The sequence below is a fragment of the Bacillus sp. 5B6 genome (assembly GCF_000259405.1).
Lineage (GTDB): Bacteria > Bacillota > Bacilli > Bacillales > Bacillaceae > Bacillus > Bacillus velezensis.
Genome location: NZ_AJST01000001.1, coordinates 2231883 through 2255144 on the forward strand (window position 1 = coordinate 2231883; position 23262 = coordinate 2255144).

The 23262-nt window shown below is 47.1% G+C and carries 29 protein-coding genes; 3 read left to right on the forward strand and 26 right to left on the reverse strand.

Features of this window, described 5'->3' with window-relative positions; genetic code table 11:
* Positions 1-48: 48 nt before the first annotated feature.
* The 20 genes from MY7_RS10260 to MY7_RS10355 form a co-directional block, all read right to left on the reverse strand.
* Positions 49-939, reverse strand: a complete 891-nt coding sequence (locus tag MY7_RS10260; protein ID WP_007408353.1) for a polyprenyl synthetase family protein — start codon at positions 937-939, stop codon at positions 49-51.
* Positions 929-1183 (reverse strand): exodeoxyribonuclease VII small subunit, encoded by a 255-nt coding sequence (locus MY7_RS10265; RefSeq protein ID WP_007408352.1) that lies wholly within the window; start codon positions 1181-1183, stop codon positions 929-931. Before MY7_RS10265 ends, MY7_RS10260 begins: the two co-directional genes overlap by 11 nt.
* Complete coding sequence (gene xseA, locus MY7_RS10270) at positions 1180-2526, reverse strand: exodeoxyribonuclease VII large subunit (RefSeq protein ID WP_029326081.1); 1347 nt, start codon at positions 2524-2526, stop codon at positions 1180-1182. Before xseA ends, MY7_RS10265 begins: the two co-directional genes overlap by 4 nt.
* 123 nt (positions 2527-2649) lie before the next feature.
* Positions 2650-3501 (reverse strand): bifunctional methylenetetrahydrofolate dehydrogenase/methenyltetrahydrofolate cyclohydrolase FolD, encoded by an 852-nt coding sequence (gene folD / locus MY7_RS10275; RefSeq protein ID WP_007408350.1) that lies wholly within the window; start codon positions 3499-3501, stop codon positions 2650-2652.
* An 11-nt stretch (positions 3502-3512) separates the two neighbouring features.
* On the reverse strand, positions 3513-3905 hold the full coding sequence (gene nusB / locus MY7_RS10280) for a transcription antitermination factor NusB (RefSeq protein ID WP_007408349.1): 393 nt from the start codon (positions 3903-3905) through the stop codon (positions 3513-3515).
* 263 nt (positions 3906-4168) lie between these two features.
* Positions 4169-4576 (reverse strand): Asp23/Gls24 family envelope stress response protein, encoded by a 408-nt coding sequence (locus tag MY7_RS10285; protein ID WP_003153156.1) that lies wholly within the window; start codon positions 4574-4576, stop codon positions 4169-4171.
* 21 nt (positions 4577-4597) lie between these two features.
* Positions 4598-5950 (reverse strand): acetyl-CoA carboxylase biotin carboxylase subunit, encoded by a 1353-nt coding sequence (gene accC / locus MY7_RS10290; protein WP_007612508.1) that lies wholly within the window; start codon positions 5948-5950, stop codon positions 4598-4600.
* A 14-nt stretch (positions 5951-5964) separates the two neighbouring features.
* Positions 5965-6444, reverse strand: a complete 480-nt coding sequence (gene accB, locus MY7_RS10295) for an acetyl-CoA carboxylase biotin carboxyl carrier protein (RefSeq protein ID WP_007612510.1) — start codon at positions 6442-6444, stop codon at positions 5965-5967.
* 153 nt (positions 6445-6597) lie between these two features.
* Positions 6598-7248: a SpoIIIAH-like family protein gene (locus tag MY7_RS10300; RefSeq protein WP_007408346.1), complete on the reverse strand. Its 651-nt coding sequence runs from the start codon at positions 7246-7248 to the stop codon at positions 6598-6600.
* Positions 7249-7251: 3 nt separating this feature from the next.
* Positions 7252-7944, reverse strand: coding sequence for a stage III sporulation protein AG (spoIIIAG, locus tag MY7_RS10305; protein WP_007612512.1), 693 nt, complete (start codon positions 7942-7944; stop codon positions 7252-7254).
* Complete coding sequence (spoIIIAF, locus tag MY7_RS10310; RefSeq protein WP_003153146.1) at positions 7937-8557, reverse strand: stage III sporulation protein AF; 621 nt, start codon at positions 8555-8557, stop codon at positions 7937-7939. The genes spoIIIAG and spoIIIAF overlap by 8 nt, the downstream gene beginning before the upstream one ends.
* Positions 8558-8573: 16 nt before the next feature.
* A complete protein-coding gene (gene spoIIIAE, locus MY7_RS10315; RefSeq protein ID WP_007612513.1) occupies positions 8574-9782 on the reverse strand; it encodes a stage III sporulation protein AE in 1209 nt (402 codons plus the stop codon).
* A 31-nt stretch (positions 9783-9813) separates the two neighbouring features.
* Positions 9814-10203, reverse strand: coding sequence for a stage III sporulation protein AD (spoIIIAD, locus tag MY7_RS10320; protein WP_071392571.1), 390 nt, complete (start codon positions 10201-10203; stop codon positions 9814-9816).
* A 12-nt stretch (positions 10204-10215) separates the two neighbouring features.
* Positions 10216-10422, reverse strand: coding sequence for a stage III sporulation protein AC (gene spoIIIAC, locus MY7_RS10325; RefSeq protein WP_003153142.1), 207 nt, complete (start codon positions 10420-10422; stop codon positions 10216-10218).
* A gap of 22 nt (positions 10423-10444) precedes the next feature.
* Positions 10445-10960, reverse strand: a complete 516-nt coding sequence (gene spoIIIAB, locus MY7_RS10330; RefSeq protein ID WP_007612514.1) for a stage III sporulation protein SpoIIIAB — start codon at positions 10958-10960, stop codon at positions 10445-10447.
* Complete coding sequence (gene spoIIIAA, locus MY7_RS10335) at positions 10954-11877, reverse strand: stage III sporulation protein AA (RefSeq protein WP_007612515.1); 924 nt, start codon at positions 11875-11877, stop codon at positions 10954-10956. The genes spoIIIAB and spoIIIAA overlap by 7 nt, the downstream gene beginning before the upstream one ends.
* 77 nt (positions 11878-11954) lie before the next feature.
* Positions 11955-12236: a YqhV family protein gene (locus MY7_RS10340; protein ID WP_003153124.1), complete on the reverse strand. Its 282-nt coding sequence runs from the start codon at positions 12234-12236 to the stop codon at positions 11955-11957.
* Positions 12237-12383: 147 nt separating this feature from the next.
* Entirely contained in the window at positions 12384-12941 is a 558-nt protein-coding gene (gene efp, locus MY7_RS10345) for an elongation factor P (protein WP_003153123.1), read from the reverse strand.
* A gap of 24 nt (positions 12942-12965) precedes the next feature.
* Complete coding sequence (locus tag MY7_RS10350; RefSeq protein WP_007612522.1) at positions 12966-14027, reverse strand: M24 family metallopeptidase; 1062 nt, start codon at positions 14025-14027, stop codon at positions 12966-12968.
* Between the two features lie 131 nt (positions 14028-14158).
* A complete protein-coding gene (locus MY7_RS10355) occupies positions 14159-14689 on the reverse strand; it encodes a YqhR family membrane protein (RefSeq protein ID WP_029326080.1) in 531 nt (176 codons plus the stop codon).
* A gap of 221 nt (positions 14690-14910) precedes the next feature.
* On the opposite strand from MY7_RS10355, the gene MY7_RS10360 reads away from it, so the two are divergent.
* Both MY7_RS10360 and MY7_RS10365 read left to right on the forward strand, forming a co-directional pair.
* Positions 14911-15867, forward strand: coding sequence for a DUF1385 domain-containing protein (locus MY7_RS10360; RefSeq protein ID WP_003153120.1), 957 nt, complete (start codon positions 14911-14913; stop codon positions 15865-15867).
* Between the two features lie 34 nt (positions 15868-15901).
* Positions 15902-16297, forward strand: coding sequence for an SA1362 family protein (locus MY7_RS10365; RefSeq protein ID WP_007408340.1), 396 nt, complete (start codon positions 15902-15904; stop codon positions 16295-16297).
* Here the strand turns inward: MY7_RS10365 and MY7_RS10370 are convergent.
* From MY7_RS10370 to MY7_RS10380, 3 genes are all read right to left on the reverse strand, one after another.
* Positions 16294-17169: a patatin-like phospholipase family protein gene (locus MY7_RS10370; RefSeq protein WP_012117971.1), complete on the reverse strand. Its 876-nt coding sequence runs from the start codon at positions 17167-17169 to the stop codon at positions 16294-16296. The two genes, MY7_RS10365 and MY7_RS10370, sit on opposite strands and share 4 nt — an antisense overlap.
* Before the next feature lie 114 nt (positions 17170-17283).
* Complete coding sequence (gene mntR / locus MY7_RS10375; protein WP_007408338.1) at positions 17284-17712, reverse strand: transcriptional regulator MntR; 429 nt, start codon at positions 17710-17712, stop codon at positions 17284-17286.
* 99 nt (positions 17713-17811) lie between these two features.
* Positions 17812-18648: a lipoate--protein ligase family protein gene (locus MY7_RS10380; protein ID WP_003153114.1), complete on the reverse strand. Its 837-nt coding sequence runs from the start codon at positions 18646-18648 to the stop codon at positions 17812-17814.
* Between the two features lie 192 nt (positions 18649-18840).
* Between MY7_RS10380 and MY7_RS10385 the strand changes: the two genes are divergently transcribed.
* Positions 18841-19221 carry a rhodanese-like domain-containing protein gene (locus MY7_RS10385; protein WP_007408335.1) on the forward strand — a complete coding sequence of 127 codons (381 nt, stop codon included), beginning with the start codon at positions 18841-18843 and terminating at the stop codon, positions 19219-19221.
* Positions 19222-19272: 51 nt separating this feature from the next.
* Here the strand turns inward: MY7_RS10385 and gcvPB are convergent, their stop codons facing one another.
* Genes gcvPB through gcvT form a run of 3 tightly spaced genes read right to left on the reverse strand, consistent with a single transcriptional unit; the run spans position 19273 to position 23202 of the window.
* Positions 19273-20748, reverse strand: a complete 1476-nt coding sequence (gene gcvPB / locus MY7_RS10390; protein WP_007612533.1) for an aminomethyl-transferring glycine dehydrogenase subunit GcvPB — start codon at positions 20746-20748, stop codon at positions 19273-19275.
* On the reverse strand, positions 20741-22087 hold the full coding sequence (gcvPA, locus tag MY7_RS10395; protein ID WP_007612535.1) for an aminomethyl-transferring glycine dehydrogenase subunit GcvPA: 1347 nt from the start codon (positions 22085-22087) through the stop codon (positions 20741-20743). Before gcvPA ends, gcvPB begins: the two co-directional genes overlap by 8 nt.
* Before the next feature lie 14 nt (positions 22088-22101).
* Positions 22102-23202, reverse strand: a complete 1101-nt coding sequence (gcvT, locus tag MY7_RS10400) for a glycine cleavage system aminomethyltransferase GcvT (RefSeq protein WP_029326079.1) — start codon at positions 23200-23202, stop codon at positions 22102-22104.
* Positions 23203-23262: the final 60 nt, after the last annotated feature.

The following is a 23262-nucleotide window of genomic DNA, read 5'->3' on the forward strand; positions in this document are numbered from 1 at the left end:
CTTACATTTTACCATAGGAGCGGCAGCCCCTTCAAATCAGGACCGTTTTTAATGATCTCTCGCCGCGATTAAATCACAGAGGTCATGCAGCAATTCTTTCTGAAGAGAAAGGCCGCTGATGATCTGTTTCGCCTCGCTGATATGATACGCAAGCTTTTCTTTCGCGCCTTCAAGCGTTAAAAGCGACGGATACGTTGATTTTTCATTCGACGTGTCTGAGCCGACCGGTTTGCCGATCCTCTCCTCATGCCCTTCAATATCAAGGATGTCGTCTCTGATTTGAAATCCGATGCCGATATGGCTGCTGAACAAACGGAGCTTTTCGACTTCATCCTCCGGCGCATCTGCCAAAATGGCGCCCGCCGTCACGGAAAAACCGAGGAGCTTGGCCGTTTTCCGCTCGTGGATGGATTCCAGCTCCTCAAGCGTTATCCGCTTTTGTTCCGCTTCCATGTCGGCAGCCTGTCCGCCGACCATTCCTTCCGTTCCCGCCGCGCTGATCAGCTCATCGACGAGACGGAGCCGTTTTTCTGCTGAAACCGCCTCAGACACATGAGATGTGATCAATTTAAAGCTTTCTGTCAGAAGCCCGTCTCCGGCCAATACGGCCGCGGCTTCTCCGAAGACTTTATGGTTTGTGGGCTTTCCCCGGCGCAGATCATCATCGTCCATGCAAGGCAGATCATCATGGATTAAAGAATACGTATGAATCATTTCGACAGCGCATCCGACCGGAATCCCGTCTTTTTCATCTTTTCCGTAAGCATTCAGAACGGCTAAGACGACGAGGGGGCGCAGCCTCTTTCCGCCCGCTTCCAAAGAATACAGCATAGATTTTTTGAGGGTTTCAGGCATCGCAAGCCGTTCTGTATACAAAGAAAGCTGCTGTTCAATCAGTTGTTTGCGCGATGCTAAAAATGCGTCCAGTTTATTTGTCACCTTCGTCTTCCTCCTGAACGCTGAAAGGTGCAAGTTCGCCGTTATCTTTTAAAATAAAGTCCATTTGCTTTTCGACATGCTGAAGCTTTTCATGGCACATTTTTGAAAGGGCCATCCCTTCCTGAAAATAATTAATCGCCTGCTCCAGCGGCACGTCTCCTTCTTCAAGCTTTGCCACAATGCCTTCAAGGCCTTTCATCGCCTCTTCAAATGTCAGCTCTTCACTTTTTTTGGTTTCTGTCATTTTCGTTCGCCTCTCTTTTGCAATACTTCACATGTCAGAACGCCGTCTGTCATCTTTACTTCAAGCGTATCATTTTGTTCCACTTGATCAACGCTTTTGATCAGCTCTTTGTCTTTATAGGCCAGACTGTATCCTCTCTCCATCACCTGAAGGGGACTTAATGCATTCAGTTTACCAAGAACCGTCTGAAACTGCGAATGAAGCTGCTTCAGCTGGACATTCATGCTTCGGGCGAGCTGATTTGAGCGCTCCTCGTGCCGTTTTTTCGCCTGTTTCAGCTGGGTTTCAGGGTGGAGCGCCGTTAATCTGTACGTATTCCGCTCCAGCTGCCTTTGTTTCATGTCCGTAAGCCCTGTGAGCTGTGATTGGAACTGCTGATACAAAAGGTCAAACTGCTGTTCTTTTTGGGTATACAATCGTTTCGGAAAACGGAACGCGTAGGATGACTGGAGCGATTGAACCCGTTCTTTTTTCTTGCTGATATGCTGCTGCATCGCTCTTGTCAGACGGACTTCCGCCGTTTTTGTCCGTTCCATTAAGTCCGTCGTGTGGGGGACGGCGATTTCTGCCGCTCCTGTCGGCGTTGCCGCCCGGATATCCGCGACAAAATCACTGATTGTAAAATCTGTTTCATGTCCGACGGCTGATATAATCGGAATGGCGGAAGCAAAAATCGCCCGGGCCACGATTTCTTCGTTAAATGCCCACAATTCTTCGATCGAACCCCCTCCCCTTCCGACGATCAGGACGTCACACATTTTTTGTGCATTGGCTTCTTCAATGCGCTTCACAATCGATCTGCTGGCATTTTCACCTTGAACGAGCGCGGGAAGCACAATGACTTTCACAAGGGGGTATCTTCTTTTGAGTGTGGTAATGACGTCTCTGACGGCTGCTCCCGTCGGTGACGTGACGACCCCGATCGTGGCCGGAAAAGCGGGGATGGCCTGCTTATGCCGGTCATCAAACAACCCTTCGCCGGCAAGTTTTTTCTTTAATTCTTCATATGCTAAGTAGAGCGCCCCCACACCGTCCGGCTGCATTTCTTTCGCGTACAGCTGATAACTTCCGCTCGGTTCATAGACGGAGATGCCGCCTCTTACGATGACCTTCATTCCGTCTTCGGGCTTAAACGCAAGCCTCGAACTTTGCCTCTGAAACATGACGGCCTGCATGCGGGCATGCTCATCTTTTAATGTAAAATAAATGTGGCCTCTCGTATGGATTTTAACATTGGAGAGCTCACCCTTAATCCAAATGTCTTCAAGATGAGGGTCCACATCGAATTTTCGTTTAATGTATTTTGTCAGCGCGGAAACCGTGACATATGCCGCTTCACTCACATCCTGCACTCCTTTCATAAAGGCTTTTTGCCCTAAACTAAGAAAACCCGCTCTGGCTGAAAGGAGCCTTAAGAAGCGGGTATCGTGCTCATTGTCACACTTTTTGTGACTGTCTCCGGTTATCTATGATAACGTACGTCTGGCAGATTTAACAGTATTATGCGCAAGCATTGTGATGGTCATCGGACCTACTCCGCCCGGCACCGGCGTAATGAAAGATGCTTTTTCTTTCGCTTCATCAAACTGAACGTCTCCGCAGAGTTTTCCGCTTTCGAGACGGTTGACGCCGACATCAATGACAATGGCGCCCTCTTTGATTTGATCGGCTTTGATGAAATTCGCTTTACCGACCGCTACCACAAGAATATCTGCTTTTTTCGTATGCTCAGACATATTTTTCGTGCGGGAATGGCAATATGTGACGGTCGCGTTTTCGTTCAGCAGCAGCTGGCCGACCGGTTTACCGACAATATTGCTTCGTCCGACTACAACAACTTCTTTGCCGGAAAGATCTACGTTCGTCTTTTTCAATAACTCGACAATTCCGTGCGGCGTGCATGGAAGAAATGTATCTTCGCCAAGCAGCATTTTCCCGACGTTGAGAGGGTGGAAACCGTCAACATCCTTATCAGGGGAGATCCGCTCGATTACGGCTTTTTCAGAAATATGATCCGGGAGCGGCAGCTGGACGAGAATGCCGTGGAATTCCGGATTTTGATTATACTGATCAATCACTGTTAAAAGCTCCGCCTCGGTTAAGCTTGAGTCAAAGCGGTCAAGCTTAAATTTCATTCCCATTGTTTCAGCGGCTTTTTTCTTGCCTGTCACATATGAAACAGAAGCGGGATCGTCTCCGATTAAAATGACCGCCAAGCCAGGCACTACGCCTTGTGCTTTCAGCTCTTCTACTTCTTTTGCCAATTGTTCGCGTTTTTCTTTAGCCGTTTCTTTTCCGTCGATGATTGTTGCAGTCATTTTCTTTCCTCCTATGATTCGATATCAGTTTTAATGTTAGAAAGAACCCCGTTCACGAATTTTGCAGCTTTATCGTCGCCGAACCGTTTTGCCAGCTCGATCGCTTCGTTTAATGACACGTTAGCAGGAATGTCGTCAGAATAAACCATTTCATACACCGCCAGACGCAGGATCGCGCGGTCTACGTTTGCAATCCGGTCAAGCTTCCAATTGACGAGATGGCCGGAAATCATTTCATCAAGCTGAACCTGATGTTCGATCACTCCGTACACCAGCTGTTCAAAGAAGGCATCTGTTTTTTCACCATCAAGCGCGTGCTCAATGGCATCGTTCGGTGCAATATCGCTGACATCAATCTGAAAAAGTGCCTGCAAAGCTTTTTCTCTAGCTGTTCTTCTTTTCATTTTCTTTCTCCTTCAGATCCGCTTTATCCGCTTGTCGTTAAGCTTAAAGAGATCATAACATATTTTTTTCTCAATCGCATGTCGAAATTTAGGTTTTTTCACCCTAATGCCGAATATTTTCACATATCGTATTAATTTCATTCGGTTTTCACAGCATGAAGAAACTCGGCTGCCGTTTGTAGCCGGCTTTCTTCATGCCTGAAATGACGGGAAACGTATAAAAAACCAAAGGGCTGCCCATCCCCTTGGTTTTTATACGCTCATTACATTTCTTCGTCGATTTCGACTTCTTGGGCTTTCGTGTCAAATTGAATGCCGACGATATGAATATTGATTTCATTAATGGTCAGAGACGTCATGTTTAATAAGGTTTGGCGGATATTCTCCTGAACGCTTGCCGCCACTTTCGGGATCGAGATCCCGAATTGAACGACGCAATAGACGTCTATGGTAATCCCGTCATCGGCTAAATCGACCTTTACGCCTTTGCCGTGATTGATTTTGCCGAAGCGTTCTACGACGCCCGTGGCGAAATTGCCGCGCATTTCAGCAACTCCTTCAACTTCGGAAGCGGCGATGCCGGCAATGACTTCAATGACCTCAGGAGCAATTTCAACCTTGCCTAAATGAGCCTCATCATGATCCATTTTAAGCACACTGTTGTCTTCCATTCAATTCACCTCCCGCAAAAATTATGAGCCCATTACATCATATGTTTCTAAAAACTTTGTATTAAACTCTCCGCTGACAAATGTTTCGTGTTCAAGCAGTTTCAAATGGAACGGAATCGTCGTTTCAATACCTTCAATCACGAATTCGCTCAGCGCGCGTTTCATCCGTGCGACTGCCTCATCACGCGTTGTTCCGTATGTAATGACTTTAGCAATCATACTGTCATAGTACGGCGGGATCGAGTAGCCGGGATATGCGGCTGAATCCACGCGTACACCGAGTCCGCCCGGCGGCAGGTACATGTTAATTTTACCGGGTGAAGGCATGAAGTTTTTCGCAGGATTTTCAGCGTTGATGCGGCATTCAATCGCCCAGCCGTTAAATTCAACGTCTTCCTGTCTGAGCGAAAGCTCCTGTCCGGATGCCACTTTGATCTGTTCTTTGATCAGATCCGTTCCCGTCACCATTTCTGTGACAGGGTGCTCTACTTGAATACGCGTGTTCATTTCCATGAAGTAGTAGCGCTGTTCTCTGTAGTCATAGATGAATTCTACTGTGCCGGCTCCCGTGTAACCGACGGCCTTCGCTGCTTTTACCGCTGCTTCGCCCATCTGCTCCCTGATTTCAGAATCAAGCGCAGGTGACGGTGACTCTTCAAGAAGTTTTTGCAGACGTCTTTGGATAGAACAGTCACGCTCTCCGAGATGGATCGTGTTTCCGTAATTATCCGCAAGCACCTGAATTTCAACATGGCGGAAATCTTCTATGTACTTCTCGATGTACACACCCGGATTTCCGAATGCCGTAGCGGCTTCCTGCTGGGTAATCTCAATGCCTTTGATCAGTTCTTCTTCTGTGCGTGCGACCCGGATGCCTTTTCCGCCTCCGCCCGCAGTGGCTTTTATAATGACAGGATACCCAATTTCACCTGCAAGCGAAACCGCTTCTTCCGTATTTTTTATGATTCCTTTTGAACCGGGCACAATCGGCACGCCCGCCAGCTGCATCGTGTCGCGCGCGATATCTTTTGTTCCCATTTTTGAAATGGCGTCAGCCGTAGGGCCGACAAACGTTACGTTTAATTCCTCGCACAGCTCGGCAAAGTCGGCGTTTTCAGCTAAAAACCCGTATCCCGGATGAATCGCATCCGTGCCGGTCAGCTTTGCGACGCTGACGATGTTCGTTACATTTAAATAGCTCTCTTTCGATGTTTTCGGCCCGATACAAAAAGCCTCATCGGCCATTTGGACATGCAGGGCGTCTTTATCTGCCTCAGAATAAACGGCTACAGTTTCAATGCCCATCTCTTTGCAGGCCCGGATGATTCTGACGGCGATTTCTCCTCGGTTGGCGATCAATAGCTTTTTAATCATAATAGCAGGTCTCCTTACTCAGCTTTTACAAGAAATAGAGGTTGTCCGTATTCGACCAGCTGGCCGTTTTCAACTAACACTTCAACGATTTCTCCTTTTACTTCGGCTTCAATCTCGTTAAAGAGTTTCATTGCTTCTACGATACAAACAACTGTATTTTCGCTCACTTTTGAACCTTGGTTTACGTAAGGGCCGGCTTCCGGCGATGAAGAAGCATAAAACGTTCCGACCATCGGAGACGTAATTTTGTGCAGGTTTTCGTCTTGTTTCGGCGCTTCCTGAGCAGGAGCGGCTTCACGCGCTTCCGGTTTTGCAGCCTGCGGAGCAGGTGCGTAAGCGGCGGGAACGGCTTGGGCTTGTCCCGTTACATTCACTGCCGGCGCTTCATTTTTTTTCAGTTTGAGGCTTACGCCTTCAATTTCGTAAACAAATTCGTCGATGGAAGATTCATCGATTCTTTTTATCAGTTCGTGAATTTCGTTGATTTTTAACATCAGTTTCCACTCCTATGTATAAAAAATAGAAATTTATGGGTTGCTACTAAAAGTACATACTATGTTTATCTTACAGGAGCGCTTGTGTAAATTCAACACTGATCTAAAATGACATCAGAAAAGCCCGCAGCGGGTGCGGGCGGTTCAGGTCTCTTACTTTGTCGGTTCAAACGTGACGGCGACGTCTTTCATCGTCTTGATTTCTTTTTCCACCAGGTCAATGATAGCGGAAGCTTTTGCGTTTGAATGTTTGTCAGACATGACGGTAATGTTGATTTTGTCTCCTTCAGCATCCACGAGCGCATCTTTGTAGCCTTGTGTTTTAATCAGCGTTTCCAGCTGTTTTTCCGTCCCTTCAGCATTGCTCAGCGCCGTCATTTTATCGTAGGCTTCGCTTTTTTCCTTTGCGGTCGCATCATCGCTTGAAACAATGCTGTTTAACTGTTCCCTTTCTTTGCTTCTCGCGTCTTCAAGTTCCATACGGTATGCGGTAAATAAGTTTTCATCAGCTGTTTCTGTGGCGACCGATCCGTCTTTGTCCGATGCTTCGGCTGATGTTTCTTTATCCTCTTTTGTGCCTTTAGAATCTTTCGTTCCTTTTGTTCCGTCTTCTTTTTCCGTGCCGCTTCCGCTCTTATCTTTCGTTTCAGGAGCCGGCGTTTTTTCAGTGGCGACTTCTCCGCTGCTTTTTTCGCTTTTCATCTGCACGGCATTTTTGCTTTCCGGCGACATAATATAATAAACACTTAATACCACGACGAGACTGAGCATTGTTAAAAGCCAAACCGTTTGTTTTTTCAGCATGATTTATGAATCCTCCTTGATTTTTTTAGGGGCAACCGCTACACGGTAGCTCGGAACATCAAGCACCCTTGTGACGGCATCAATGATGGTTTTTTTTATTTGAACGTTGTCCACTCCCTGAGCGACAACGAGTACACCGCGGATATCGGGCTTTTTCGTCTGGACGACGACCGGGGTTTCCTGGTCCCCGTTTCGAATCATGACAATTTGTTCTTCAGAGGTTTGATCGGTTACGCTTCTTTTGCCGCCTTCTTTATCGGTTTCTTCAGTGGTGGTGTCTTTTTTCGTTTTGTTTTTCTCAAACACTTTCAAAGATGTTGCGTCTACGTTTACGACAATTGAGACATCCTCCACGCCGATAATCGTTTCAAGGATTTCTTTCAGCTGGTTTTCATAGTCTCTTTCGTAATCATCGATCGTGGTTTTGGCGCTGCTGTCTTTCGATGCCTTAAAAACAGGTGCGCTTTTTTGCCCGCTTTTGTCTTCCGTTTGGCCGGACATGACGGTCTGCGCCGTTTGGTCCTTCCCTGTTTCCTCCGGTGAAGAGAACAGCTGGCTGACCAGCATAAAAGATACCCCGAGCACAAACACGAACAGAAAGTAATGATATTTTGTCAGTTTTGGTTTTTCTCCGTCTTTCGCCTGTCCGATCATCAGCTGTTTTTTGAGTATGGTCCATAGTCCGTTTTTATTCATGGCCGTTTTTCTCCCCGCCTTCCATATAAACCGTAATTTTCTCACTGCCGATTTCCCATATATCCGCAAGTTTTTCTTTGATGTCTGCGGCCTCTTTTTTGTCGGCTGCGCCTTCCGGTTCGTATTTGCGGTCTGTGCGGATGTCGATCGGTGCGACGGTTTGCACGGTTTTTTCAGAAGATGGGGCCATATACACGCTGATCGTTTTTACATCTTCTTCTGAACGAACCTGTTCTTCCGCTGTAAGGCGGATGTCGTCTATTTTGTATTCGTCATGACTGAACATCTCCTCCGCTTTCTTTTTTAGTTGGACAGCCATTTCTTCTAAAACATATGCGCGGTTTGATGCTTGTATTTCTTTTTTTTCTGATTTGATTTGATTTTTTATATCAGCGGATTGAGATTGCTCTTGTTTTGTCAAATAATCGAAGATGATTTCCGGGTCTGTTTTGAAAAGTTTGAATATCGGGTTGAGCATGACAATGATTAACAGCAGGCTGACAACCATCTTTGCGTATTTTTGCATACTGGAGCTGGGCAGCAGCATGTCGATGACGATGGCGAATAAGATAAATAAAATAATGCTTGTCAGCCATTCTGTTAAAAAGCTCATATCCAATGGGCCTCCTTTATTTCATCATCATGGTGAGGTTGCCTGCTGTAATAATGACTGTGATGCTGAGGAAAAACATGAGAGAGACAATGGCGAGCGCCGCGAAAATATACAGTACGCTTCTGCTGATGACACCGAGACACGTAATGACGGGCCCGCCTCCGAGCGGCTGCAAAATAGCGGCCGCGAGCTTATAAATAAAAGCGAGCGAGAGCACTTTGATCGCCGGAAACGCGGAGATGCAGATCAAAATTCCGACTCCGAGGATTCCCACAGTATTTTTTAATAGGAGCGAGGCGCTGATGACCGTATCCGTCGCATCCGTAAACATCCGGCCGAGCACGGGAATAAAATTGCCTGTTATAAATTTTGCAGTCCTGAGCGTAATCCCGTCCGTCACGGCAGCCGAAGCCCCCTGTACGGAGATGACGCCGAGAAACACGGTGAGAAATACGGCAAGCGCGCCGATCGCGATATTTCTGAGCAGATTGGCAAGCTGCGTGACTTTATATTGATCCGTCATCGTACTGACGATGCTTAAAATCGCTGACAGGAAGATAAGCGGCATGACGATGTTTTGAATGAGAAGGCCGCTCGTATTCATCAGAAATAAAATAACGGGGTGAAAAAAAGCTGCGGAAACGGCTCCCCCGGAAGACGCCAAAAGCGCAAGTAAAAGCGGGATGAGCGCGAGAATGAAGCTTGTCATCGTCTGGATCGCTTCACTGGCATAATTAACGGCAACATGAAAGCTGTTTAAAGCGAGAATAATCAGCACCATGTAGACGATTGCATAAGCCACTTTGCTGACGGTGCTCTGCTGGAACGCATTTTGCAGGAGCTGCAGAATGACACAAAAAATGGTGAGAAGAATCAAAGTTCCCAGAAGCTTTCCGTTTGCGAGCACTTCATGAAACAAGTATGAAAATAAAGCCTTCAGCCATGCCTCCGGTGAGAACGTTTTTTCACCGTTAATAAAGTCGATGATGCTTCCCTTTTGGCTTTCAGGCAGAAGACCGCCGTATTCTGTCATGATGTCGTCCCAAAACTTTCCGATGCCTTCTGTTTTCAGCGCTTCGGCCTGCTTTTTCGCCACTTCATTAGCGGATTCTTGGTGAACTGCGGTTTCCTGCGACGCACCGTCTGTTCCGGCAGCTTGTACACATTCAGTCTGAAAAAATAAGAGGATAAACAAAAAAGCTCCCGCCCACCGAAAGCGCTTCATTTTTTGTGCCCCCTTTCCATTTTATTTATGATCAAGAAGGAATAAGTCCGAGAATCGTTTCAATAATGACGGTGAGTATCGGCACGGCCATTACCAGTATCAAAATTTTTCCGGCCAGCTCTATTTTCGAAGCAATCGCTCCCTGGCCCGCATCCTTTGTAAGCTGCGCTCCGAATTCAGCGATGTAGGCGATGCCGATAATTTTTAAAATGGTTTCCACATAGACCATATTGACATTTGCATTGACGGCTATTTTTTCTATCATTCTGATAATGTCGTAAATCTGGTCGATGAGATAAAGAAAGATCACGCAGCCGCTGAAGACGACAATCATAAACGCGAAAGTCGGTTTCTGTTCTTTTACGATCAGGGAGAGAAATGTGGCGATCAGGCCTAAACCTACAATTTGAACAATCTCAATCTGTAAGCCCCCCTATCCTTGGAATAGAAACACAGCTTTGATCTTTTTGAACAGGTCATCGACAATCGTCGCCACCATAAATAAAATATAGATAAAGCCAAGCAGCGTCACCCACTGGGCGTATTCTTTTTTTCCCATTTGATCAAGTATGGTGTGCAGAAACGCAACCACGATACCGACTCCGGCGATTTGAAAAATGACATTTACGTCGACTCCCATTTTATGTTTGCTCCCCTCATGTTTACATCAATAGAAGAATGAGTAACAGTCCGGCTAAAAATCCTAAGCTTTTCACCATTTTTTCATTTTTCGCCTGCGCCCGTCCGGCATCCGCTTCCGCCGCTTCCAAATGTGTAAGCGCAAGCTTGATATGTTTCTGCTGAGAAACACGGTCATGGAGCCCGAGCGTCTCTCCGAATTGCTTCAGCACATCATATTCGCTTTTTTTCATCGCCATGGAAGACCAATTATGTTTCAAACTCTGTTCCCAAGCCTTTTTGGCGGAATCGCTTCCCTGCTCAAGCCTTCTGCTGAAAGCTTGAAACAATAACGATACAGGTTTGGAAAGCTGTGCGGCAATTTGTTCAGAGGCGGTATGCAGCGGTGTATGCCCGAACATGATTTCCGCTTCTAGCGATTGGAGCGCCGCGCGCAGCTGGCGGATCTGCCTCGGCCTTTCAATATACATTTTGGCGATCTCAAATCCCGTCCATGTCGTCGCTGTCAGAATAAACACGGCACCCAAAAGCTTCAGCATGTCATCACGCTTTCAGCATGCGGAACAGGTTCCCCGTCCTTTCCGTACATCCTGCTGATCGTTCCCGGACCGCGGCGCCTTGACAGTTCAACATACCGGTCAAACACGTTTTCCTCCCAAAGCATTTTCAGCGACGGCCTCTTTACCAAGTCTTTCATATTCCACCCGTGCGCAGATACGATAACGGATACGCCCGCATGGAGCGCCTCCAGCAGCGCTTGTGAGTCTTCCATTCTCCCGATTTCATCCACAATTATGACATCAGGACTCATAGAGCGGATCATCATCATCAGCCCTTCCGCCTTCGGACAGGCATCAAGGACATCGATTCTGCGGCCGAAACTGTGCTGGGGAATGCCCCGCAGGCAGCCGGCAATTTCCGAACGTTCATCTACGATACCTGTCTTTTTTGCCGGGATGCGTTTTGATCCGGTGCTGGAAAGCCGGGCCAAATCACGAAGCAAGGTCGTTTTCCCTGTTTGCGGAGGACCGATGATCAACGTGTTCAGCCAGTTTTCTTTCCATAAGAAAGGAATGAGCGGTTCTGCGATCCCCAGCTTCTCCCGGGCGATTCGGATATTAAAAGAAGTAATATCCCGGAGTCCTTTGACGGCTCCGTTTTCGACGATGACTCTTCCGGCCAGCCCCACACGGTGGCCTCCTCTGATTGTGATGTATCCTTTTTTCAGCTCTTCTTCCAGCGTGTACATACTGTAATTGCTGAGCCGGCTGAGGATCAGCTGTGCGTCGCCGGCCGTACAGACATATGACAAATACAAAGGTTGTCCTTTTTGGACCAGTTCAACCGGCCTGTCGACGCGGATTCTGATTTCTTCTGTATCCCGCCTCGCTTCTTCGGGCACGGCGGAGATGGCATGTCTCAATAATTCAGGGAGAACCTCTGTAATTTCATTCAATAGAGTCTCCTCCTTTTTTACCGATTGGCTTCTTTAAAATGTATGATCCGGGACAGACTTTATGACACCCCGGCCCTCTATTTATGCACACCGGCCAAAATCAGCACCACTCCCGCAAAAATCAATATTAATTTTGCATATGAGAGCTGTCCGGCAATCTGATAAATGCCGATCGTCATCGTGATGATAAAGATCAGAGGGCCGACGATTGCCAAAATACTATTCACCACAACCGCTTTTCTGATGTCGTTTGTCAAAAGCATGATAATAGCGGCCGATAATTCAATGAGCGAGGACAAAACTCGTAAACCGGCCATCGTTAAAACAGTAGAATTGATTGAACCAAACAAAAATTTCATTGCAATCCCCCAACTTCAAGCATTTTGTTACACTATATGCTCTAGCTGACGGAAGTAGTCTCACTATTTTCATATAGAAGAAAGATTCTGAGACAGAACGCAAAAAAAGCCTGCCCCGTAAAAGGAGCAGACTCCGAATGTCTTTGACTACGCTCTTGACACGTAAGAGCCGTCTGATGTATTTACAACAAGCGTATCGCCTTCGTTCACGAAGAACGGTACGTTTACGACAAGACCTGTTTCCGTTTTGGCAGGTTTTGTGCCGCCTGACGCCGTGTCGCCTTTAATTCCCGGCTCTGTTTCAACAACTTTCAGTTCAACTGTGTTAGGCAGTTCAATACCGAGCGTTTCAGACTGATACATCATGATGTGCACAGACATATTTTCCAGAAGATATTTTAATTCTTCTTCGATTTGGTTTTCGTTCAATTCAAGCTGTTCATATGAGCTTGTATCCATGAACACGTGCTGATCGCCGTTGGCATAAAGATACTGCATCGTTTTTGTTTCGATTTGCGCTTTCGCGACTTTTTCACCTGCACGGAATGTTTTCTCCTGAATAGCGCCCGTGCGCAGGTTACGCAATTTAGAACGGACAAATGCCGCTCCTTTTCCCGGCTTTACGTGCTGGAAGTCAACGACGCGCCAAATGCCGCCGTCTACTTCAATCGTTAGTCCTGTACGAAAATCGTTAACTGAAATCATGTTTGATGTCCTCCTATATTCCGATCACAAAATAATTAATTCTTTTGGGGAATGCGTAATTGTCCGGTTGCCGTCCTCAGTGATGATGATATCATCTTCGATTCTTGCGCCCCCAACATCCGGTATGTATATGCCCGGCTCGACCGTTACCGCCATGCCCGGCTCAAGAACGGCCGATGACCTGAAAGACAGCCCCGGTGATTCATGGACTTCCATTCCGAACCCGTGTCCTGTCGAATGGCCGAAATACTGTCCGTAGCCTTTTGCGGTGATGTGATCCCTCGTCAGGGCGTCCGCTTCTTTTCCCGTCATGCCGGGTTTAATATGCAGGACACCAAGCGCTTGGGCATCGTATACGACCTGATAAATCTCTTTCAGTTTATCACTTGGCTCTCCGACCGCGACGGTGCGTGTGATATCAGAACAATAGCCTTTATAATAAGCGCCGAAATCGAGCGTGACCAAGTCTCCCTTTTCAATCAATTTGCCGCTTGCCACTCCGTGGGGAAGGCTGGATCTGACTCCCGAGGCGACGATCATATCAAAGGAAGAGCCGTCTGCTCCTTGACGTCTCATATAAAATTCAAGCTCGTTTGCAACTGAAATCTCTGAGATGCCCGGTTTGATAAACGTCAGAATATGTTCAAACGCATCATCCGCAATCTTCGCAGCTTCCTCTAATATCTTAATCTCTTCACTTGACTTAATCAAGCGCAACTTTTCAACGGAATCCGCGACGGGAACCATCTCCGCTTCCTGCAGCACCGCTTGGTAGGATGCATATGTTCCGTACGTCATGCTGTTTTGCTCGAAGCCGAGTTTTTTAATGCCGTACTCAAGAATCGTATCCGCAGCCGTTTGGATTAAGCTTCCGCCGTGCTCGATAATGTCAAAACCCTTCACTTGCGTCTTCGCCTGCTCGGTGTAACGGAAATCCGTGATAAATGCCGCACGTTCTTTTGATATGACCGCAAGGCCTGACGAACCCGTAAATCCCGTCATATACTGCAGATTGGCGGAGCTTGTCACCAACATTCCGTCTATATCCAGCTGACCGAAAAGATTTCGCAATTTCTCAAGTTTCATTCCCTTTCTCCTCCTCGCCGATTCTTGACTGCCGCCTGACAACGCGGGAGCATCCCCGCCCGGTTTTCAGCATAAAAAATGTTCACTTCTCGTGAACATTTTACCATACCGGACAGGGATTATACACTTATTCACTTGTTGCCGAGCGCCCTTGCAAGCTTGTCTGACGTAAGTTCATTGTAGTTGAAGGAAATTGAGTAGCCGACAAACAAACCGTACAGAATGTAAAGGCAAAGCGTCGTCACGATTGTATCTGATTTCAATTCAGTGACGGATTTCACATCTTCGAAAATCGGATTGAATAAGAAAAAAACCGCACACCATAAAATGACGCCGTACACCATCCCCGGCCACATGGTTTTAAAACGCTTCAGGCACACGAAATAAATGAACGCTCCGGCAATTGAAATCAACCCGATGACAACGATGCTGACCATCGTGCCGAGCCATTGTTTTTTCCATTCTCCGATCATAAACGGCTGAAGAATCATGTTGGGGCTGATCTCTGAAAAATGAAAGACATACCCGAGATAGCCGATCAAACTCCAAAATACACCGCCGGCAAATCCGATACCGCAAATTCTGCCGGTAAATGAAACAGGCTGCTGATCATCATCCTGCTTCTTTTTTTCTTCCTGTTCTGAATGTTTTTCGCTTGTCATCATGGCACCTCCAGTCATAGACTGCCCCAAAATTGAAAAGTCATAAAAAGCTGCGCCATATTTTCATTCAATGAGTAAAATCTAAAGAAACGGGGTATACTGCCTGTAGAAAAAGCATTGATTTTCCGGCTGTCTAACTAGAGGTTTACCGCGGTTTCCTGTACAATAGAGTGAAAGGAAATGGTTAGTAAATCCTAAGAAAACAGGCAGGTTGATAAACAATGTCCAAACAAAAAACGCCCCCTGCATACGGCGGGCAGGCTGTCGTTGAAGGGGTCATGTTCGGCGGCAGAAAAAACTATGTTACCGCCATCCGCAGGAATGACGGAAGCATTGATTTTTTCAAGCTTCCGAGAGTGCCGAACGCCAAGCTTTCGGCTTTAAAAAAGATTCCTTTTTTGCGGGGAATCGTCGCCATCATTGAGGCGAGCGCCAACGGCACAAAGCATTTAAACTTTTCCAGCGAACGATACGGGCTTGATCCTCAAGATGACGCCAAGCTGGAGCAGGAAGATAAGAAGGGTTCTGGCTTATCGATGTTTTTCAGCTTGGCGGTGATCGGCGTTCTGTCGTTTTTGTTCAGCAAATTCGTTTTTACGCTCGTCCCGGTCTTCTTAGCGGAGCTTGTAAGGCCCGTATTTTCCTCAGACGCCGCACAGATCGGAATCGAAAGTCTGTTTAAGCTTATTCTGCTTCTCGGCTACATTTATTTTTTATCAATGACGCCGTTAATTAAAAGAGTGTTTCAATATCATGGAGCCGAACATAAGGTCATAAACTGTTATGAACAGAATTTGCCAATTACAATAGAAAATGTTCAGAAACAGTCACGGCTTCATTACCGTTGCGGTTCAAGCTTTATTTTATTTACGATCATTGTCGGCATGTTCGTCTATTTACTCGTTCCGACAGATCCGCTTTGGGTGCGGATTTTAGACAGGATTGCGCTTATACCGGTCGTTCTCGGCATCTCCTTTGAAGTGCTCCAGCTGACGAACAGAGTGCGGAATATCCCCGTTTTGAAAGTGCTCGGTTATCCCGGCCTGTGGCTGCAGCTTTTAACGACAAAGGAACCGGCGGATGACCAGGTCGAGGTTGCCATAGAAAGCTTTAACGAGCTTCTCAGACTGGAAGACATTTCAGAACAGAGCGAAAAGCCGTCTCACAACGTAATCTGAACCGTTACCGTTATTATTTTGGAGGTGGGCAGTTATGAATCATCGTGTACAACCTTTTTTTGCTGTATTGATAGCGCTTGGCGCATTCGGTTTCATTTATGCGGCGGTAACCAACCCCGGGCAGATGATTTCAAGAGCGATCACCGTTATTATCGCAGGCATCATTATTTATTTTATCGTGAGGACGGTCCTGAACCGCCGCACCGGCCGTGACGGAACCGCTTTCAGAAAAGCGGCCAGACAATCGCGGCTCCGAATGAAGGAGCAAAAAGCGAAGCACCGCGCCGGACACAGAGGCCGGGTCAGCCATTTGCGGAGCGTGCCGAGCAGCAGCAGACCGAAGCCGATGATTCTTAAGAAAAAAAGCCAGACCCAGCTTACCGTCATAGAAGGTAAAAAGAATAAAAAGAAAAACAGAGCGCTTTTTTAATAGCTCCATTGCTTCAAAAATTGCTCTGTTCTGCTTTTTCCTAGCTCAATGAGAGCTAGTTTTTTTTGCGGTGTGAGATGAAACTCCGTCGCCATCACATGTTCCACCGGAATAAAAATAATATTCTGTTCGTACTTTGTCGCGATATGCCTGGCATCATGAGCGTCTTTCATCGTTTCAAACAAAGCCCCGAACAGCTCAAAAGCGTTGCGGATTGATTTTTTCGGGCGCTCTTTTTCGTTGGGCGAAAGCGAAATTCCGATGACCGGCCGTTTGCGTTCTTTTGAATACAGCCAAATCGGGAAATTGCTTAACACGCCGCCGTCAACGACCGTCGAGGTGCCTTTTTCGGTCTTCAGTTTTATCGGTTCAAAAAAATAAGGAATGCTGCAGCTCATTCTGACGGCTCTGGCAACCGGGAACATCTCCGGATTTAATCCGTAGCGGGGAAGATCGTCAGGAAGCACGATCATCGTTCCGTTCGTCAGATCTGAAGCGATGAGACGGAGCGAGCCTTTTTTCAAATCGCCGAACGCGATGATGCCCTTCGCTTTTAATTTATCCGCAATCCATTTTTCCAGCATATCGCCTCTGTATAGTCCGAGGCGCCAATATATCGACACCCACCGCAGGATTTTCAGCGGGAGGAATGAGTATCTCTGATCAAGCAATTGCCTTCCGTCCACCTCATCTATGATGGAATGAACCTCTCTGCTCGTATAGCCCGCAGCGATAAATGCGGCAATAATTGCGCCGGCGCTTGTTCCGGCGAGCCTTTCAAAGCGAAAGCCCTTTTCTTCCAGCGCTTCATAAGCGCCGGCAAGCGCCACCCCTTTTATCCCCCCGCCCGAAAATACGCCGTCAATCTGCATAGCGCGCCCTCTCCCTTCCATCTCAAGGTGTATTATTATTTTAAGAAACGGCTGGGCGAAATAGACCAAAGAATGAAGACATTAAAAAAAGGGCGCCCCATTTCGGGCTGCCCTTTATTCACCGGGATTTTCGGTTTTTTTCTGTACGGATTTCAATTCTTTTTTCCGGCTTTCGTCATCTTCAAAATACTGAACGAGGTCGCCGATACGGTCAATGCTGTTCCAGCTCAGATGATGTTCGATTCCTTCAACATCATTGTAAATCTTCTCTTCATCAACACCAATGATTCTTAAAAACTGCTCAAGCAATTCGTGTCTGTATACGAGCCGTTTGCCGATCTTTTTGCCTTTTGACGTCAATACAAGCCCGCGATATTTTTCATAAATCAAATACTCGTCTTTATCTAGTTTTTGAACCATTTTCGTTACAGAGGAGGGGTGGACTGCCAAAGCTTCCGCGATATCAGAAACCCTTGCATATCCTTTTTCTTCTATCAGCATATAAATCTGTTCAATATAATCTTCCATACTTGGTGTTGTCATAAGTAACCCTCCCAAAAAGCACCTTAACTTTATAAACCATTACAAGTTTACACTAACGGTCATGAAAAAACAAGGATGCTTCCGGTCTGTCAAGCCTTATCAGCGCTTATAATTCCATTCATCAGACGCGTATTTCGTCTCAGCCAGCTCATTGACAAATGCAAGCTCTTCAGACGTGAGTGTGTAAGGCTCAAGATGAATGTTCAGCCCTTCCTCAAAACCGGCTTTAAAAGCGATTCTGGCCTCATCCATCGTTACCCGTTTCGGCGCTAAGGCGTTGATGGCTACCGCTTTGTTTTTGAAATTCCGCTGCATGCGCTCACGGACTCTGTCGCTCGGATATAAAAACAGATCAAACAGCTTATCCTCATCAATGTCAAGCAGGATGGAACCGTGCTGAAGAATGACGCCTTTTTGGCGTGTCTGTGCGCTTCCGGCAACTTTCCGTCCTTCGACGACCAGTTCATACCACGAAGGCGCATCAAAGCAGACGGACGAGCGCGGATTTTTCAAGCTTTCTTTTTCTTTCTCCGTTCGCGGAATCGCAAAGCAGGCATCAAGTCCAAGGTTTCTGAATCCCTGCAGAATACCTTCTGAAATCACCCGGTACGCCTCTGTCACCGTGGCCGGCATTTCCGGGTGATCCTCTGAAACGATTACGCTGTATGTCAATTCTTTATCATGCAGAACACCCCGTCCGCCTGTCGGTCTTCTGACAAACCCGAGGCCGTGTTTATGTACTGCGTCAAAGTTAATTTCCTTCTTAATATTTTGAAAATACCCGACAGACAAAGTTGCCGGATTCCAGCCGTAAAAACGGATCACCGGAGGAATTTTTTTTTGGCTGTGCCAATATAAAAGCGCTTCATCCAGCGCCATGTTAAATGCCGGGCTTTCATTCCCTGAGTCAATAAACCGCCATGTTTCTTTTTCCATACACTGAACCCTTCTTTATCGTTTTAATAAAATCAGTTTAACAAACTGCCTTGAAAATGAAAAATATTTCGTTTCATTAAGGATGACAATCGCTTCATGCTTTACTATAATAGTATTTGTCCCAAAACGTCCGGTAAGCCTTGTTTTCAGGAAGCAGGGTTTTATTTTATAAGCTAAAGGAGTAGAATCGCATTGTCTAATATGATTGCTTTAATTATTGTTGCGGCGTTTATCGTTTATATGATCGTGTCGTATTTTTACCAGCAGCGTTTAATGAAAACACTTACGGAAGAGGAATTCCGCGCGGGCTACAGAAAAGCGCAGCTGATTGACGTCCGTGAACCGAATGAATTTGAAGGCGGCCATATTCTCGGCGCGCGCAACATTCCGCTGTCACAGCTGAAACAGCGCAAAAGTGAAATCCGTCCTGATAAACCCGTTTATCTGTACTGCCAAAACAATGTCCGCAGCGGACGCGCGGCACAGACGCTCCGCAAACACGGCTGTAAAGACATTTACAACCTGAAAGGCGGATTTAAAAAATGGGGCGGAAAAATTAAAGCAAAAAACTAATCATAAAAAAGAGCTGTCCGTTTTATACGGAAGCTCTTTTTTTACACCGTGTCAGCGGCTGACGTCAGGTGTATGTTCGTACTTTAAAACCGGCTTTCTTGCCGCCTTGGTTTCATCCATTCTTTTGACAACTGTTGTATGCGGCGCCTCCTGAACGATTTCAGGCGATTCCTCCGCTTCCCGCGCAATTTGAATCATGGCATCTATAAACGCATCAAGCGTTTCCTTCGATTCCGTTTCCGTCGGTTCGATCATGATGCTTTCTTCAACATTGAGAGGAAAATACACAGTCGGCGGATGATAGCCGAAGTCTAAAAGCCGTTTGGCAATATCAAGCGTTCGTACGCCGAGCTTTTTCTGCCTTCTTCCCGATAACACAAATTCATGCTTGCAATGACGGTCATACGGGAGATCATAATAAGGCGCGAGTCTTCTCATCATATAATTTGCATTTAAAACCGCGTTTTCGGTCACAGCTTTTAAGCCGTCAGGCCCCATGGAACGGATATACGTGTAGGCTCTGACATTAATGCCGAAGTTGCCGTAATAAGGTTTTACGCGCCCGATCGACTGCGGCCGGTCATAGTCAAAAGTCAAACGGCCCTCTTTTTTCGTGAGAACGGGTTTCGGCAGATACGGAATGAATTCTTTTTTCACGCCGACCGGCCCAGAGCCAGGTCCTCCCCCGCCGTGCGGCCCGGTAAATGTTTTATGCAGATTAAGGTGAACGACGTCAAATCCCATATCTCCCGGTCTTGCTTTACTTAAAACGGCATTTAAATTCGCTCCGTCATAATAAAGCTTTCCGCCGGCCTGATGGACGATTTCAGCCATTTCCGTAATGTTTTCCTCAAATAACCCGAGGGTGTTCGGATTCGTCAGCATCAGCGCCGCTGTTTCTTCGTTTACGGCTCTTTTCAAATCTTCAATGTCAACCAGTCCGTGCTCATTTGACTTGACGGTAATCGTTTCAAAACCGGCGACCGTGGCGGATGCCGGATTCGTACCGTGGGCTGAATCAGGGACAATCACCTTCGTCCGTCCGAAGTCTCCCCGCGCTTCGTGATAGGCGCGGATCATCATCAGGCCGGTCCATTCGCCGTGAGCGCCCGCCGCAGGCTGCAGCGTCACCTCGTCCATGCCCGTAATCTCCTCCAAGTGTCCGCTTAAATCGTATAAAAGCTCAAGCGCCCCCTGAACAGTATCCTCGTCCTGAAGCGGATGAATCGCGGAAAAACCTGCGAACCGGGCGATTTTTTCATTTAATTTCGGATTGTATTTCATCGTACAGGAGCCGAGCGGATAAAAGCCTGAATCAACTCCGTGGTTTCTCCTAGAAAGAGCGGTATAATGCCGCATAATATCGAGCTCTGATACTTCCGGCAGCTTTGCGTCTTCATCGCGGATATAGTCACCGGGAAGAAGGCTTTCAAGCTCTGTTTCCGGCACATCAAGCTCCGGAAGGCTGTAACCGACACGCCCTTCGCGGGACATTTCAAAAATAAGCGCCTGATCTTGATTATTCATGTTGATCCCCCAATCCCGCAATAAGCGAATCGATCTCTTCTTTTGTTCTCAGCTCTGTGACGGCAATGAGCATATGCTGATTCAGTTCCGGATACGCAAGGCCTAAGTCATATCCGCCGATGATGCCGTCTTGCAGGAGCCGCCGGTTTGCTTCCTTGACGGAAAGATTCAGCCTGACGGCAAATTCATTAAATATCGGGCCATCAAATGCTACGTGTAAGCCGGCTTTTTCCGCTTGGCGTCTCGCGTAATCAGCTTTCAATATATTTTGGCGGGCCATGTCTTTGACGCCGTTTTTTCCGAGCGCCGTCATCGCGACTGAAGCCGCTAAAGCATTCAGCGCCTGATTTGAACAAATGTTAGACGTAGCTTTGTCTCTTCTGATATGCTGCTCGCGCGCCTGAAGAGTGAGAACAAAACCTCTTCGCCCGTTTTCATCCTCCGTTTGGCCGACAAGCCGGCCCGGCACCTTTCTCATCAGTTTTTTCGTTACTGCAAAATAGCCGCAGTGCGGGCCGCCGAACACCGCAGGTATGCCGAAAGGCTGCGCGTCCCCGACGACGATATCAGCTCCGTATGCCCCGGGGGGTCTCAAAATACCGAGCGCGAGCGGGTTTGAAGAAACAATCAGCTGGCTGTTTCCTTTATGTGCGAGCGGCTCAATGTCCTTTAACGGCTCGATTTGTCCGAAGAAGTTCGGATACTGGACGATCACGGCGGCCGTTTCATCACAAACGGCATGTTCCAATGCCTCAAGATCTGTGACGCCGTTTTTCGCGGGCACCTCTACAACCTCAATATATTGGCCCTTTGCGTATGTTTTCAAAACATCCCGTGATTCCGGATGAACGGCTGCGGAAATGACGATTTTTTTCTTTTTCGTATGTCCCGACGCAAGCATCGCCGCTTCCGCCAGCGCCGTTCCCCCGTCGTACATAGAGGAGTTTGCGATATCCATTCCCGTTAATTCACAGATCATCGTTTGAAATTCAAAAATCGCCTGCAGCTCTCCTTGTGAGATTTCAGGCTGGTAAGGCGTATATGCCGTGTAAAACTCTGATCGGGATATCACATGATCGACGATAACCGGCTGGTAGTGATCGTACACTCCTGCCCCCAGAAAAGATGCATATGTAACAGCGTCTTTATTTTTCGCCGCAAGCTTCGTCAGCTCTCTCGTCAGCTCAGTTTCTGACTTTGCTTGTTTAATGCGGTAGTCTTTTTGAAACCGTACATTTTCCGGAATATCGGCAAACAGTTCATCAATTGTTTCTGCGCCGATGGCTTTCAGCATTTCTTTTTTATCTTGTTCTGTCGCGGGCAAATATCGATGCTTCATATGACTCTCCTTTTTCAGCTCTGTTTTGGACGTTTATAAAACGGTGTGCGGACAATCTTCGCTTTTACCGTTTTTTTACGGATTTCCACTTCTACTTCCGTTCCGACTTCACTGAATTCCGTTTTGATTAGGGCAAGGCCGATATTTTTCTTTAAAGTCGGAGATTGCGTGCCTGTCGTGACTTCACCGATCGGAACACCGTCTTTTTTCACGGCGTACCCGTGTCTCGGAATCCCTTTTTCAATCATCTCAAGTCCGACCAGCTTTCGCGGGGCTCCTTTTTCTTTCTGTTCGCGCAATACAGACTTCCCGAAAAAATCGGAATCTTTCTTGTGTTTCACGGCAAATCCGATTCCGGCTTCAATCGGTGTAATATCTTTCGTCAATTCCTGACCGTATAAAGCAAGCTTCGCTTCAAATCTCAGCGTATCACGGGCGCCGAGGCCGCACGGAACGAGGCCTTCATGCTCTCCCGCTGCAAGTATCTCCTTAAATAGATGAACCGCATCTTCATTGCGGCAATATAACTCAAATCCGTCTTCACCGGTATAGCCTGTTCTTGAAAGCAGGACTTGACGTCCGGCAACGTCCGCCTCGTCAATAAATGTAAACGGCTTTAAGGAGGACAAATCACATTCAGTCAGCTTCGCAAGAACCGACTGAGCATTCGGCCCCTGAACAGCAAGCAGTGAAATCCCGTCAGAATGATTCGTCAGCGTGACATCTCCTTCCGCATGTTCCGTCAGCCAAGCGATGTCTTTTTCAATATTAGACGCGTTAATCACGAGCAGATAGCAGCTCTCGCTTTTCTGATAGATCAGCAAGTCATCGACCGTACCGCCGTCAGGATAACACATGGCGGTATAGAGCGCGTTTCCCGGCTTTAAATCGGCAACGTCATTTGTCATCATTTTTTGGAGAAAAGACAGGGCGTCTTTACCGGATACTTCGACTTCCCCCATATGGGACACATCAAACAGGCCCGCTTTTGTGCGGACGGCTTCATGCTCCTCTTTAATAGAAGAAAATTGAACCGGCAGCTCCCATCCTCCAAAATCAATTGTTTTTCCGCCGTATTCTTTATACACGTCATAAAGCGGTGTTCGTTTCAGCATCATCTTCCCCCTTCAGTCATTGGCGCATTGTAAAAACATATAAAAAAGGACAGAGAAACA